This is a genomic window from Komagataeibacter sp. FNDCF1, from assembly GCF_021295335.1.
Classification (GTDB): Bacteria; Pseudomonadota; Alphaproteobacteria; order Acetobacterales; family Acetobacteraceae; genus Komagataeibacter.
Genome location: NZ_JAIWOT010000001.1, coordinates 1,552,200 through 1,566,102 on the forward strand (window position 1 = coordinate 1,552,200; position 13,903 = coordinate 1,566,102).

The following is a 13,903-nucleotide window of genomic DNA, read 5'->3' on the forward strand; positions in this document are numbered from 1 at the left end:
GGTGCTCAGGGCCTGTCAAACAGGGCCTGGATGCCGTCCATGTCCGCCCCGGTCATGAGCGCCAGCGCCAGCAGGATACGCGCCTGCCGTGGCCGCATGTGTCCCGCCGCCAGAATGCCACGCTGGCACAGTTCCTGCCGCCGCACCACGCCACCGCAGTACCCGCTGGTGGCCTGCACCACCACCACGCCACGGGCCACGGCTTCGTCCAGCGCCGCGTTCTCGGCAGGGGTGCACATGCCCGGCAGCATCCCGGCCGATATCAGGCCCCGCGCCCCCGCATCCACAAAGGCCCGTATGCCCACGCCATCCGCCCCGGCGTGACTGTAACAGATATCCACGCGCGGGATTTCGCCTCCCGCGCCGTAACCGGCGGGCCAGCCGACATGCCGGCGATAGGCGGCCGTGCGACCAAAAAAGACCCGATTGGCCTCGATCATGCCAAGCGGCCCGAAATCGGGTGAGCGGAAGGTTTCAAGCTGGTAGGTCGATGCCTTGGTGACTTCCTGCGCCGCATGAATTTCGTTATTGGCCACCACCAGCACGCCACGGCCCGCCGCCTGCGGGGCTGACGCCACCAGCAGGGCCGCGAACAGGTTGGCCGGACCATCCGCGCTGATGGCGCTGGCCGGACGCTGCGCGCCAACCACCACGACCGGGCAGGGCACATCCAGCACCAGGTCAAGGAAGCAGGCCGCTTCCTCCAACGACGATGTGCCATGGGTGACGACAATCCCGGCCAGGTCAGGCTGTTCGGCAACCGTCCGGCTGATCAGACCGGCCAGTTCAAACCAGCGCGGCAGGGTCATCTGCACGCTGTCACAGCTTGAGAACGCAATGCCGTGCACGGCAAACCGCGCGCGCACGTTTTCCGGCAGGGCCGCCAGCAGGTCACCACCCCCAAGGCTTGTGCCGATTTCGGCATAATCGACCGTATCACGCGGGTCCGTTGCCTGCCGGGCAATGGTGCCCCCGGTGGATATGATGGCTATGACAGGTCGCTGCATTCTCTCGTTTTCCCCTGATCCGGTCGGTCAGTGCGATCAATCACGCACGTCGTGATCCCTGTCAAATGGTGCCTGCCTGCTGCCACGGGTCGCCTACTGGTAAAGCCCCGGCTCCGGCATCCAGCCGGTCAGAAGGTGCTGGCCGATCTCGGCATTTTTCCAATCGACGGGGTCGTGCAGGGACACGGTGCGGGCATCGCGCCAGTAACGGTCAAAGCCATTGGCGGCATCCGTTCCCCGCGCGCCTGCCGCCGCCGGTGCATCACCGGCCGCACGCAGGGCCGCGCGCGTGGCGACCGAACGGGCAGCGCTGGCCGCCATGGCCACCGCGTTGCGCGATACATGGCCCTGTTCATAGCGGTCCAGCATGCGGCCTGCTTCCATCACCGCGCAGTACGCGCCAAACAGGTCGGCCCCGATCTCACCAAGCAGGCGGCGCACGTAAGGGTCCTGATCGGCACTTTCCACCCCTGCCGCCCCCCATGGGCGGGCCTGCCGGGGCACGAACGCACATGCGGCCTGCAACGCGCCAATGCCGATACCGGTCAGGATCGCACTGAAGCCGGCCTGAAAACGCGGTGCGACATGCCGGGGCAGATCAGCATCGGGGGCAAGCGCGTTCCACCTGTCATCCACCCGCACGTCTTGCAGTGTCACGGTGCCGGAATCGGTGGCGCGCTGGCCCATGCGGTTCCAGTCATGGTGAAAGACAAGACCCGGCGCGTCACGGGGCACCAGGTCCATGCGCACGCCTGCGCGCACGGCACCCGCCTGCTGCGCCGCCACCGGATCGAATGACGAAACCGCCACCAGGTCGGCACCCGACGCGCCCGTGGCATAGATCTTGCGACCTGATATGAAATGCATGCCCCCGGGGCCGGGTTGCGCCAGTGTCTGCAGGAAGCTGTCAGCCGTACGCCCGTTCTCGGCCACGGCCATGCCCAGAATGACCTGATCGCCCACGACACGGGCCGCCAGTTCCCTTTTCAGTGCAGTGGGCGCGTAGACAAAGATTTCCCGCAGCAGGTCATCATGTACCTTGCAGATCTGGGCCACCGCCGGGTCCGCCACGGCGATGCGCAGCATGAGTTCAAGCGAAAGCTCCTGCGACAGCCCCATCCCGCCCCACCGCACGGGCACGGCCAGGGCAAGGATGCCGGTGGGCTTCAGGGCCGCGATGGCCTGATGGGGATAGCCGCCAGTGCGGTCACGCTGTGCCGCCGTGGGCGCGATGACGGTGTCGAGCACATGCTGGACACGCAGCAGGACCTCCCCCGCAGCCCCGCTTACGGGGCGCGGCGGCAGCAGGTCACGCAGCAGGGGCGGCAGGCTACGCCCGCCGGTCGGCAATGTCGTCATGCCGTACGATAGGAAAGATGGAACGGGCCGGCAACCACCCTGCCCCGCCGCCGCCCGCTAGCCGCCGGCCTGCCTGCGGGCGGCGGCGCGGATGTCACTGAGCGTGAGCAGCCAGATCACGAAGCCGCCCATGGCCAGGGACGCACCAACCCAGCCCACGGATGACCAGCCCAGCCCGGCGCTGATCGCCAGGCCACCCAGCGCGGGGCCGATGGCATTGGCCATGTTGAACGCGCTCTGGTTCATGGCGGCGGCCAGCGCCTGCGCATCCACCGCCACACTGAGCAGCCGCGACTGGATGACGGTGCCCAGACCACCACCGCACCCGATCATGAACACGATGGGCATCATGCCCCATACGGAATGCACGGAACCGGGAAAGCCCGCCAGCGCCGCCGCATTGACCAGAAGCGTGCCGCCAATGGTGGGCATCATCTTCCTGTCCGCAGCCCACGCGCAGGCCATGGTGCCCACCGTCATGCCCACGCCAAACACGGCCAGCATGACCGGGGTCATGTAGGCAGGGGCATGCGTCACCTCCTCCAGTATGGAGGCAAGGTAGGTATAGACACAGAAAATACCGCCAAACCCCACAACGCCGATGCCCAGCGTAAGCCAGACCTGCCGGTTGCGCAGGGCGCGTATTTCGGTCATGGCGCTGGCATGCGGGCGCGGCGGGTCAAGGGGCACGAAGCGCATGATCAGCAGCATGGTAATGAAAGCCAGACCCGCGATCAGCACGAAGGCCCAGCGCCACCCCACAAGCATGCCCAGACCATTGGCCATGGGCACGCCACCGATCGTGGCGATGGTCAGGCCCAGTACCACGCGCGCCACCGCCTGCGTGCGCCGGTTGATCGGCACCATCGAGGATGCGACAATGCCCGCCGTACCGAAATAGGCCCCGTGCGGCAGGCCGCTCATGAAACGGCACAGCAGCAGCAGCAGGTAATTGGGCGCCACCGCGGTCAGCCCGTTGCCGATCACGTACATGACCATCATGCCGATCAGCAGGTATTTGCGGCTCTGCCTGGCACCCAGCATGGCGATAAGCGGCGCGCCGACGCACACGCCCGCCGCATAGGCCTCGATCGCATGTCCCGCCTGCGGCACGGTGACGTGCATGTCCGCCGAGATCATGGGGACGAGGCTCATGGCCGCGAATTCCGCGGTGCCAATGGCAAAACCACCCAATGCCAGAATGAAGAAAATCAGGCCGGGGCCAACGGTGCCACGAACGGACGCGTCCGTTCCCGCACCCGGGTTGGTCGTTTTATCTGTCATGCATCTGCTCGGGACAAAAAGTAAGAAAGCGCACTGCGCACACTGTTACTTTTGGCCGATACACCCATGCACGACAGCCTACAAGCCCGCATGGAACATGAAGTCCATATCTTCAGGCCATGCCCGTCAGGTAAAACACACGCAAGCAGCGTCATCCACCAGAATCATGGACGTGCCAATACCAGTATCCGCCTGCCCGGCGCGTTGCGTGCAGGCATGAAAAAAGACGCCGAAGCGCCTGTCATATCCATATTCAGGAAGCCGCCACCCGCCGGCCATTCCCACATTGTCGTGGGAATTCCGGCTGGAGGGGCATCAGGGTGAAAACCCCGAAGCTCAGGCAGCGCGATCGGACACGATGGTGGCAACCATCAGGGCGGCGATCATGGGCAGGAAAGCAACCATGGTCAGGGAAGACATGGCGTTGACGGAGTGGGCGATCATGGTGCTGACATTTGCGATGAACATTTTCTTTTTCCTCTGGTGTCGAGTTGATAAGCCGGAAGGAACACCAGAACCGAAATACAGGCAACGGAAATAATCCGTATTTTCTTGAACTCGGCAGATCATTACATATTAATGACAGTATGCATGTCCAACAAATATTCAAAACCACCAGGCAGCCTTCGTCCTGTTCCGGACAGGGCCAACAGAAACGCCACAAAAAGCAGCAAACCAGATTTTGCATCTGGAAAAGGGCACAAGCCTTCGGTTAAAAATTATGCAAATGCACAATTTTTAACCATATGACATCACGTTTTTGTGATATTTGCTGCTGATTTTTTGCCCCGTTCCCATCCCGTGGATGGAGGGCTGTGCACGCATATGAAACGTGTCTGTAAAAAACAGTCGTATTTTCAATAATCTGTACGCGGGCTTCCGTCCAGCCTAAAAAGCAGGCCTTCCATCATTAACGATGGGAAGGACCTGCCGCCCCTGATACAGCCGCTTCAGATCTGGTCGGGGGTTTCGATTCCATAATCGTACCGGCGCACCGCCGCCCCCATTGTCGCCATCGCGGGGGGAGCATCCATGGGGGTGAAACCTACCTCCACAAACGCAATGCCCTGATGTCGCCCGGCCTGCTCCAGCGCCACATCCAGTTCCGCGACACTGTCGACCTTAAGCGACAGCGGCACCGCATCGGGGCCGAAGGCCGCTGGCAGGCGCGCATAATCCCAGTTGGCAATGTCGTTATAGGCCGCCTGTGGCCCAAGGATCATCCGCTCGATGGTGTAGCCACCATTATTGATCAGGAAGATCGTGACATTGCATCCGTGCCGCAGCAGGGTCGAGAGTTCCTGCGCGGTCATCTGGAACGATCCATCACCAATGAACAGCACATGCCGCCGGTGGGGTGCTGCCAGACACGCGCCCAGACACGCCGGCAGGGAATAGCCGATGGCAGCCCACACCGGCTGCACCAGCAGGCTGCACCCGGCTGGCAGGCGCGCCTGCAGCATGGCCACCATGGACGAACCGTTATCCGCCACCACCACATCGCCCGGACGCAGGAACGCCTCGACCCTGGGCCAGAACGCAGCCTGTTCCCATGCCTGCGTGGCGGGGGCCGCCACGGGCGCCGGCTGTAGCGGCAACCGGGCGCGCGCATGCGGCAGGGCCGCCAGTTTTTGCAAGACCGCATCCAGCAGGTCGGGCGCGGTCATGCCCTGAAAGTTTTCTCCATCGCAGGTCAGGCTGAAAGGCTGGATATCGACCAGCGCATCGCTGCCCACCTGCTGCGAAAAATAGCCGGACGTGGAATCAACGAACCTGATACCCAGCCCGATCACGCAATCGGCCCCCTGCACGTAATCGGCCACATGCGGGGCGGAAGCACGGCCGCCATAGGCCCCCAGCCATTCACGCCCGGACTCCGGCATGATGGTGCGCGCGGTGGACAGGGCGGCGTAGGGAATGCCGTACTGGGCGCATAACTGCTGCACGCGCTCCGCCAGGCCATACTGCCGCACCATGCCATCGACCAGCACCACCGGCTGACGGGCCTGCCTGATCCGCTGCACGACACGGTCCGCGGCACGACTGACAAGGCGGGGGTCGGACATCAGGGCCGCAGGGAGCGGCGCGGGAACATCCACCTCGACATAACAGATATCGGATGGAAACTGGATATAAACTGGCCGCCTGAGGGTCTGCACGGCATGGAGCACGCGGTCCGTCTCGGCCACGGCGCTGGCGGGGTGCAGGCGGGCCGTCGCCGCGACAAACTGCTGGTAGCAGGTCATGACGTTGTCATAATTGCCATCGGCGAGCGTATGGTGCACCAGCGCGCGCGACTGGATGGCATGCCACGGCGGCATGCCGGAAATCACCACCACCGGCACGCCTTCGGCACATGCGCCCGCCACGGCGGACAGGGCCGACAGGTCCCCCACCCCGTACGTGACCAGCACCGCGCCAATGCCAGCCAGCCGTGCATCGCCATCCGCCGCATAGGCCGCATTGAGTTCATTACAGGTACCGATGAACGTGATACCCGGCGTACGTTCGATCAGTTCAAGGAATTCGAGATTGTAGTCACCGGGCACACCATAAATGCGCGAAACACCGATATGCCGGAGCCTGTCCAGCAGCATACTTCCGATTGATCCGCGCATGCCTCATATCCCTACCTGTTGGCGGCCGGGCCAGGAGCGGCCGGGCCGATATCAGTAGATATCAAAATCATTGTTTCCCGTAGATGAAAAGGCCATGCGCCGTTCCGCCATGTTCAGGATCCATGATGACATGTCCGAACGCGTGCGCGGGAATGGCAGGCGATGGACCATGGAACGCATGCTGTAGAATTTGCGATACATGTTCTGGATACGCTGTTCCATCTGTACCGGCGTGCAGTTCTTGGGCCATATATGGCACACCTGCCCCGGCCAGCGGTCGATGTCATCGGGGTCGATGATGCGGTCCGCCTTCTTCATCCGCTCGAACAGGGCGGTGCCCCGGGTCGGGGTCAGGATGTTGAAATAGGCGGCCGGGACCTTGTGCGCCTCCAGGAAGGAGAGCGTCGCCTCGTACACATCGGGGTGTTCGTCATCATAGCCGAAGATGAAGTTGAGCGAATAGCTGATGTCACGCCTGCGCAGGTTATCGAACATCTCCCCGTAGCGGCTGGCCTTGTTCCACCCCTTTTTCATGCCCTGAAGCATTTCCTCGTCGATGCTTTCAATACCGATATTGACATGCATCACGCCGCTGCGCCGGGCCAGATCAAGGAAGCTGGTATCGAGGCATAGATTGGACGACCACAGGGTGGACCAGCGGATCTTCAGCGGCACCAGACCTTCCATCAGTTCCATCGCGCGGCTTTTCTTGCCGCCGAAATTACTTTCACCAAAGAAGAAATGACTGCCCTTGTTCTTTATCCTCTCCAGTTCGTCCACCATCTGGTCCACCGGGCGCCAGCGATAGCGGCCGCCAAGATAGAAGCGCTCCGAACAGAAATCGCACACGAACGGACACCCGCGCGAAGATTGCACGGCAAATGTGCGGAAAGGCCCGAACTTCTTCAGGTCCAGCAGGTCGTAACGCGGTGGCGGAAGGTCGTTGAGTTCCTTGAGCGGCGTGGCACGGTAGATCTTCTGCAGCCGGTCGGCGGCTGCATCTTCCAGCATCGTGCGCCAGATGGGTTCGGCTTCGCCCACGCCCACGGCGTCACAATATTCGGCCGCCTCATCGGCATAGAAGAAGACATGCGGCCCGCCCATCAGCACCTTGACCCCCCGGCGACGGAATGCGGCCGCGATATCGTAGGCGCGTGGGGAATGCAGGGTCCAGGCGGTCAGCGCCACCACATCGACCGGCACGTCGAAGTCGATATCCTCCAGCTGTTCGTCCAGCAGGGTGACAGTCCATTCCGGCGGGGTCAGGGCGGCAAGGTATGGCAGCGCCAGTGGTACCATCTGTCGTCGTCTGGTCTTGAAAATGGTCCGGTCGGTCTTGGAACGGTAATGCGAGGGCTGGATGATCAGCAGCTTTAGGTCTGTCTTTGACATGCTTCGGCTCTATGGACTTGGATGTGAAGAAATATCCTGAACAAATAAATTCCGGGCATATCGTACGATTCCTGTCCCAAATGTCCACCACACGAAATAATCACCATCCCTTCACGCCTGAAGCGTATTGAATATTCACATTGCATATATCAAAAAATTTTATGATTATTTATTTACTTATTACTTTTATTACTTTTTTATTATTTATATAAATTCAGATTACTGCAAACCCTGAACCCGTCAGAACATATGCCGCACATATCTGCTTTCAGGGTGCTGCATAACTCTGTCATGCCGCGCACCAGGCCGAAGCCCGTGTCCGCATGCAAAAAAGCCCATCCGGTCATGTCACCACCGGATGGGCCCCTGTTTGGTCAGCTACCGGCCGGCCACACCATCATGTTCAAGCATGTCAATGATGGCAGCCGCCGTTTCCTCCACCGAACGGTGGGTCACGTTTATGACCGGCCATCTGTACCGGGCGCACAGGCGACGCGCCCAGTTCAGTTCTTCCTGCACGTTCTGGGGGTCGATATAGGGTTTGACCGATGTTTCCGACATGCCGGGCGTAGCCATGGACCGGCCCGGCAGCATCATGCCCACCCGTGAGCGCCGTATTTCCAGCAGGGTATAGGGATCGATCGTCAGCCCCACCACAAGACCCGGAAAATCCGCCAGTTCCGCTGGCAATGGCGCATGCGGAACCAGCGGGATGTTGGCCGCCCGGATACCCCGGTTGGCAAGGTAGAAGCAGGTTGGGGTCTTGGATGTGCGTGACACACCCACAAGGATCACGTCCGCCTTTGCAAGATCGGTGGCCTTCTGCCCGTCATCATGGGCGATGACATACTGCATCGCATCAATCCGGCGGCGATAGCTCTCATCCATCACATACTGGCCGCCGGGGTGGCGTTCGGCCACGATTCCGGTCTGCTGTTCCAAAAAATGGATGGTGCCATCAAGGATATTCTTGACCTGCACCCCGATGCGCGCGCATCCCACCCGCAGCATGGTCTGCAGATCGGGCGAGGTCAGCGATGACAGCACAGGCCCCGGCTCATCCCTGATCCCCGTCAGCACACGTGCGACCTGCACGCGCGTACGGACAAGGTTCCAGTTACGCGGGGCGAATTCCGCATCCTGAAACTGCGCGCCACAGGCACGCATGACAGCTTCCAGCGCCTGGCCTGTCGCTTCGGATACAAGATGCAGAATGATTGGCGGACTGCTCATGATCCTGCCTGACATGGCGCCCCGCCACCCGTGGGCGGAAGAGCGCCATTTTTTACGGCGTTGATACCTGGCGGGCCACGCATGGCCCGCGGGCCGTGCTCAGGCCGGGCTGGTGGTCTTCTGGCGCGTGGCCAGCGCGGCCTGTGCCGCCGCCAGGCGGGCCACGGGCACGCGGAAGGGCGAGCACGAGACATAATCCAGCCCGACTTCATCAAAGAACGCGATGGAATCCGGGTCACCACCATGCTCGCCACAGATGCCCAGCTTCAGGTCAGGGGCGGTCTGCCGCCCCCTCTCCACCCCAAGGCGCACAAGCGCGCCCACGCCATCACGGTCGATGGACACGAACGGGTCGCGCGGCAGCAGGCCGTGATCAACGTAGTACGGCAGGAACGAACCCGCATCATCACGCGACAGGCCAAACGTGGTCTGGGTCAGGTCGTTGGTACCAAACGAGAAGAAATCGGCATATTCCGCGATCTGGTCCGCCTGCAGGGCGGCACGGGGCAGTTCGATCATGGTGCCGATGGAGTAGTTGAGGTTTGTCCCTTCCTCCTGCAGCACGCGGGCGATCTCGTCCTCGGCGGCACGGCGGGTGGTGGCCAGTTCGGCCTTTGTCGCCACCAGCGGGATCATGATCTCGGGGTGGATGGGCCTGCCCAGTTCCTTTTCCACCAGCACCGCCGCCTGGATCAGTGCACGGACCTGCATGGCATAGATTTCCGGGCTGGTCAGACCAAGGCGGCAGCCACGGTGGCCCAGCATCGGATTGGTTTCCGCCAGTGCGGCGCAGCGGGCACGCACGTCGTCAACGCTTTTACCCAGCGCCTGTGCGACCTCGGCCATCTCGGCGTCGGCATGCGGCAGGAATTCATGCAGCGGCGGGTCAAGCAGGCGCACCGTGACCGGCAACCCGGCCATGATGCGGAACAGGCTGGCAAAATCATCGCGCTGGAACGGCAGCAGGGCGGCAATGGCCTTCTGGCGCACGCTTTCCTCATCGGCGATGATCATCTGGCGGACAAAGCCGATGCGGTCGGGGCCGAAGAACATGTGCTCGGTCCGGGCCAAGCCAATCCCCTCCGCGCCAAAACGGCGTGCGGTGCGCGCGTCATCCGGCGTTTCGGCATTGGCACGCACGCCCAGGCGGCGCACGGCGTCCGCCCAGCCCATGAGCGTGTTGAAATCATCCGACAGCACGGGTTCGATGGTGGGCACGCGCCCCAGGTAGACCGCGCCCGTCCCGCCATCGAGCGTGATCCATTCGCCCTGCGCCACGGTATGCGGGCCGACCGTCATGGTGCCTGCCGCGTAATCGACATGGATACTGCCTGCGCCCGCCACGCATACGCGGCCCATGCCGCGCGCCACCACGGCGGCGTGCGAGGTCATGCCGCCACGGGTGGTCAGCACGCCACGGGCTGCGTGCATGCCGTGCACGTCCTCGGGCGAGGTCTCGATACGGACGAGGATCACGTCCTCCCCCTTCGCCGCGCGGGCTTCGCATTCCTCCGCCGTGAACACCACGGCACCGGCAGCCGCACCGGGTGATGCGGGCAGGCCACGGGTCAGCTGCACGCGCTCGGCCCTGGGGTCAAGCGTGGGATGCAGCAGCTGGTCAAGCGATGCGGCGGGCACGCGCTGGATGGCTTCTTCCTGCGTGATCAGACCTTCGCGCGCCATGTCGATGGCGATCTTGAGCGCCGCAGCCGCCGTGCGCTTGCCGTTGCGGGTCTGGAGAATGTACAGGACGTTGCGCTGGACGGTGAATTCGATGTCCTGCATGTCCTTGTAATGGGTCTCCAGTATGGAGCGCACGCGCAGCAGTTCGCCATAGGCCTGCGGAAGGGCGGTCTCCATCGGGTGCTGGCCGGCTTCGGCACGCGCACAGGCCATGGGCTGCGGTGTGCGGATGCCCGCCACCACGTCCTCGCCCTGCGCGTTGATCAGGTATTCACCGTAGAAGATGTTCTCACCCGTTGACGGGTCGCGGGTGAAGCACACGCCGGTGGCACAGTCATCACCCATGTTGCCGAACACCATGGACTGCACGTTGACCGCCGTCCCCCACGAGGCCGGGATCTCATGCAGCTTGCGGTACGTATTGGCGCGCGGGTTCATCCACGACCCGAGCACGGCGCCGATCGCGCCCCACAGCTGGTCCTGCGGACTGGTGGGGAATGCGGTGCCGGTATGGGTGGTGATGATGTGATGATAATCGACCACGATCGTACGCCACTGTCCGGCGGTGATGGCGGTATCATCTTCCACCTTGCTGGCGCGCTTGAACTGCTCGAGCACGTCCTCGAAATGGTGGTGGGGCACGCCCATCACGACCGAGCCGTACATCTGGATGAACCGGCGGTAGCTGTCCCACGCGAAGCGCTCATCGCCCGAGGAACGGGCCAGACCTTCAACCGTCTGGTCATTCAGGCCCAGATTGAGCACGGTATCCATCATGCCCGGCATGGACACGCGCGCACCCGACCGTACCGAGACCAGAAGCGGGGCTTCGGGGTCACCAAAGCGCAGGCCCATCGACTGCTCGATGCGCTGCAGGGCGGCATCCACCTGCGCCTTCAGCGCATCGGGATATTTCCGGCCATTTTCATAAAAGGCCGAACAGACTTCCGTCGTAATGGTAAAGCCTGGCGGCACCGGAAGGCCATTCGCCGCCATTTCGGCCAGATTGGCGCCTTTGCCACCCAGGAGGTTGCGCATGTCCGCGCGCCCTTCGTTCAGGCCACTTCCGAAGCTGTAAACCCATTTGGTCATGTCTGTTCGTTCCTACACGCGTCGGTCTGTCAGAAATCGCGCCTGGTCCGGAACAGGGCAAAAAACAGGCGACCGCGCCATTAGTATTGTTTGTTGTTGGCAGGTCCGGGATAAGAAAATAACCGCCACTTCCATATACGGGCAATCACTATTTTAGCTTCGCATGCGGACAGCCGCGTGCTGTCCGCCATGATGCAGCGGTGGGGGCGCCCAGCCCCTTCCATGATAAAATCTTTTAATAACAATGCATTGATTGTTAAAATCCAGCTTGCGGAACAGGGCTGCCGGTGCAACGGAATTGGTTATATTATTTTTTGTGATTTTAGTTATAACTTATGTGAATTAATTTGCACATTATCCGCATTCCGTATTGCCACACTATTTTCCTTGTGCATTGCAGCAAAATTCTTGCGCGGCGCACAATAAAAAAATGTAATTACAAATACTCCTTCAAAAATACTTGCACTCCTTCCTGATTATGTTGACACTCTGCTGCCGCTTAATAAAAAGCCCTTCCGGCCAGATAAAAACAAGAAGTACGGTCAACATGAAGAAAACCCTGTTCCTTCTGCTGCCTTTTGCGGGGCTCCTGTGGGTGCCGCTCTATAACCGGCATGACCCGAGCCTGTTCGGTTTCCCGTTTTTCTACTGGTACCAGCTTGCCTGGGTGCCGGTCACCTCCGTCCTTATCTGGATGGCCTGGAAGTCGGACCGTCAGTCATGAATACACTGTCCATTCCCGATCATGCCGCCACTGGCGTGTTCGTCTTCTGTTTTGTCGCCACCATCGTGCTGGGCAGTACCGTCCGGCTGTGGCGGCCGCTGCTGAACCGGCGCAGGGCCACAACCAGCCACACGGCGGATGAAGAATGGGGGCTGGGCGGCCGTGAATTCGGCGCCTGGGTCACATGGTTCCTGGTGGGGGGGGATTTCTATACCGCCTACACCGTGATTGCCGTGCCCGCCCTTGTCTATTCCACGGGGGGATTCGGCTTCTTCGCACTGCCCTACACCATTATCGTCTATCCGTTCATCTTCGCGGTCATGCCCCGGCTGTGGACCATTGCGCGCGATGGCGGCCATGCCACGGCGGCCGATATCGTGCGTGCGCGTTTTGGCAGCCGGACGCTGGAACTTGCGGTGGCGCTGAGCGGGCTGGTCGCGGTACTGCCCTATATCGCATTGCAGCTTATCGGCATCCGCACCGTGATCGAGGCGCTGGGCCTTACCGGCATGCTGCCGCTGCTCATCGCCTTTGTCTCCCTTGCCGCCTATACTTGGCTTGGCGGGCTGCATGCACCGGCCCTGACCGCCTTTATCAAGGATATCATGATTTATATCGCGGTACTGGCGGCCGTCATTATCGTGCCAATCCATCTGGGTGGGTACGGCGCCATGTTCCATGCGGCGGCCCGCCACCTGCCCCCCGTGCCGGACGGGCATATCGTCGCACAGGGGCAGACGGTGCCCTATGCCACGCTTGCGCTGTCATCCGCCTTTGCCGCGTTCCTGTACCCGCACACCCTGACGGGCATCCTGGCCGCGAAATCCGCCGATACGATCCGGCAGAACGCGGTCTTCCTGCCGGTCTATACCATCGTGCTGGGACTGATCGCGCTACTGGGGCTGATGGCGCATGCGGCGGGCATTGTCACCACATCGTCATCACAGGTGGTGCCGCAGCTTTTCCTGGCCATCTTTCCGTCATGGTTCGCCGGTTTCTGCTTTGCGGCAATTGCCGTTGGCGCGCTGGTACCGGCCTCGGTCATGGCCATCGGCGCGGCCAACCTGATCATGCACAACATCCTGCCCGGCCGAGGCGAATCGGTAACCGGGTCAAGGATTGCAGGATTCGGGGTCAAGGTCGGTGCGCTGATCTGCGTGATGTTCCTGAATGCCCGATTCGCAATCGACCTGCAGCTGCTGGGTGGCGTCATCATCCTGCAGACATTTCCCGCACTGATCATGGGACTGCTGCCGCTGCGCCTGCCCGCACCGGCGCTGGTGGCGGGGTGGGTCATCGGGTCGGTCTCGGGGCTGGGACTTTGCTGGATGGATGGTCTCAAACCGGTTCATCCCGTGGCCTTCGCAGGCTTCTCGGCTTCGGTTTCCACCGGGTTGCTGGCGCTGGCCATCAATATTGCCGTCACCTTCGCACTGGGATCGGTCATCAGGATTGCCCTTGGGGCCTCCCCCGCCACCCTGCGTACGGGGCCCGGCCTGCGGCGGTAGCCC

10 protein-coding genes are annotated in these 13,903 nt (G+C 62.0%); 2 read left to right on the forward strand and 8 right to left on the reverse strand.

The window, feature by feature from the left end:
- Nucleotides 1-5 precede the first annotated feature (5 nt).
- From LDL32_RS07375 to ppdK, 8 genes are all read right to left on the reverse strand, one after another.
- Nucleotides 6-1,007 (reverse strand): asparaginase, encoded by a 1,002-nt coding sequence (locus tag LDL32_RS07375; protein WP_233065652.1) that lies wholly within the window; start codon nucleotides 1,005-1,007, stop codon nucleotides 6-8.
- 93 nt (nucleotides 1,008-1,100) lie between these two features.
- The gene (locus tag LDL32_RS07380) at nucleotides 1,101-2,366 is read right to left on the reverse strand and encodes an acyl-CoA dehydrogenase family protein (RefSeq protein WP_233065654.1); all 1,266 of its coding nucleotides are present in this window, start codon (nucleotides 2,364-2,366) and stop codon (nucleotides 1,101-1,103) included.
- 57 nt (nucleotides 2,367-2,423) lie between these two features.
- On the reverse strand, nucleotides 2,424-3,650 hold the full coding sequence (locus LDL32_RS07385) for an MFS transporter (RefSeq protein WP_233065656.1): 1,227 nt from the start codon (nucleotides 3,648-3,650) through the stop codon (nucleotides 2,424-2,426).
- 336 nt (nucleotides 3,651-3,986) lie between these two features.
- Nucleotides 3,987-4,118 carry a hypothetical protein gene (locus LDL32_RS17840; RefSeq protein ID WP_255673790.1) on the reverse strand — a complete coding sequence of 44 codons (132 nt, stop codon included), beginning with the start codon at nucleotides 4,116-4,118 and terminating at the stop codon, nucleotides 3,987-3,989.
- Nucleotides 4,119-4,600: 482 nt separating this feature from the next.
- Entirely contained in the window at nucleotides 4,601-6,268 is a 1,668-nt protein-coding gene (locus LDL32_RS07390) for an alpha-keto acid decarboxylase family protein (protein ID WP_233065658.1), read from the reverse strand.
- A 51-nt stretch (nucleotides 6,269-6,319) separates the two neighbouring features.
- Complete coding sequence (locus tag LDL32_RS07395; protein ID WP_233065660.1) at nucleotides 6,320-7,660, reverse strand: B12-binding domain-containing radical SAM protein; 1,341 nt, start codon at nucleotides 7,658-7,660, stop codon at nucleotides 6,320-6,322.
- A gap of 378 nt (nucleotides 7,661-8,038) precedes the next feature.
- A complete protein-coding gene (locus LDL32_RS07400) occupies nucleotides 8,039-8,893 on the reverse strand; it encodes a pyruvate, water dikinase regulatory protein (protein WP_233065662.1) in 855 nt (284 codons plus the stop codon).
- Nucleotides 8,894-8,992: 99 nt separating this feature from the next.
- Nucleotides 8,993-11,668 carry a pyruvate, phosphate dikinase gene (gene ppdK, locus LDL32_RS07405; RefSeq protein WP_233065664.1) on the reverse strand — a complete coding sequence of 892 codons (2,676 nt, stop codon included), beginning with the start codon at nucleotides 11,666-11,668 and terminating at the stop codon, nucleotides 8,993-8,995.
- A gap of 547 nt (nucleotides 11,669-12,215) precedes the next feature.
- Here ppdK and LDL32_RS07410 point away from each other — a divergent pair.
- Both LDL32_RS07410 and LDL32_RS07415 read left to right on the forward strand, forming a co-directional pair.
- Nucleotides 12,216-12,392 carry a DUF3311 domain-containing protein gene (locus LDL32_RS07410; RefSeq protein WP_233065666.1) on the forward strand — a complete coding sequence of 59 codons (177 nt, stop codon included), beginning with the start codon at nucleotides 12,216-12,218 and terminating at the stop codon, nucleotides 12,390-12,392.
- Nucleotides 12,389-13,900, forward strand: coding sequence for a sodium:solute symporter (locus LDL32_RS07415; RefSeq protein ID WP_233065668.1), 1,512 nt, complete (start codon nucleotides 12,389-12,391; stop codon nucleotides 13,898-13,900). The genes LDL32_RS07410 and LDL32_RS07415 overlap by 4 nt, the downstream gene beginning before the upstream one ends.
- Nucleotides 13,901-13,903 lie beyond the last annotated feature (3 nt).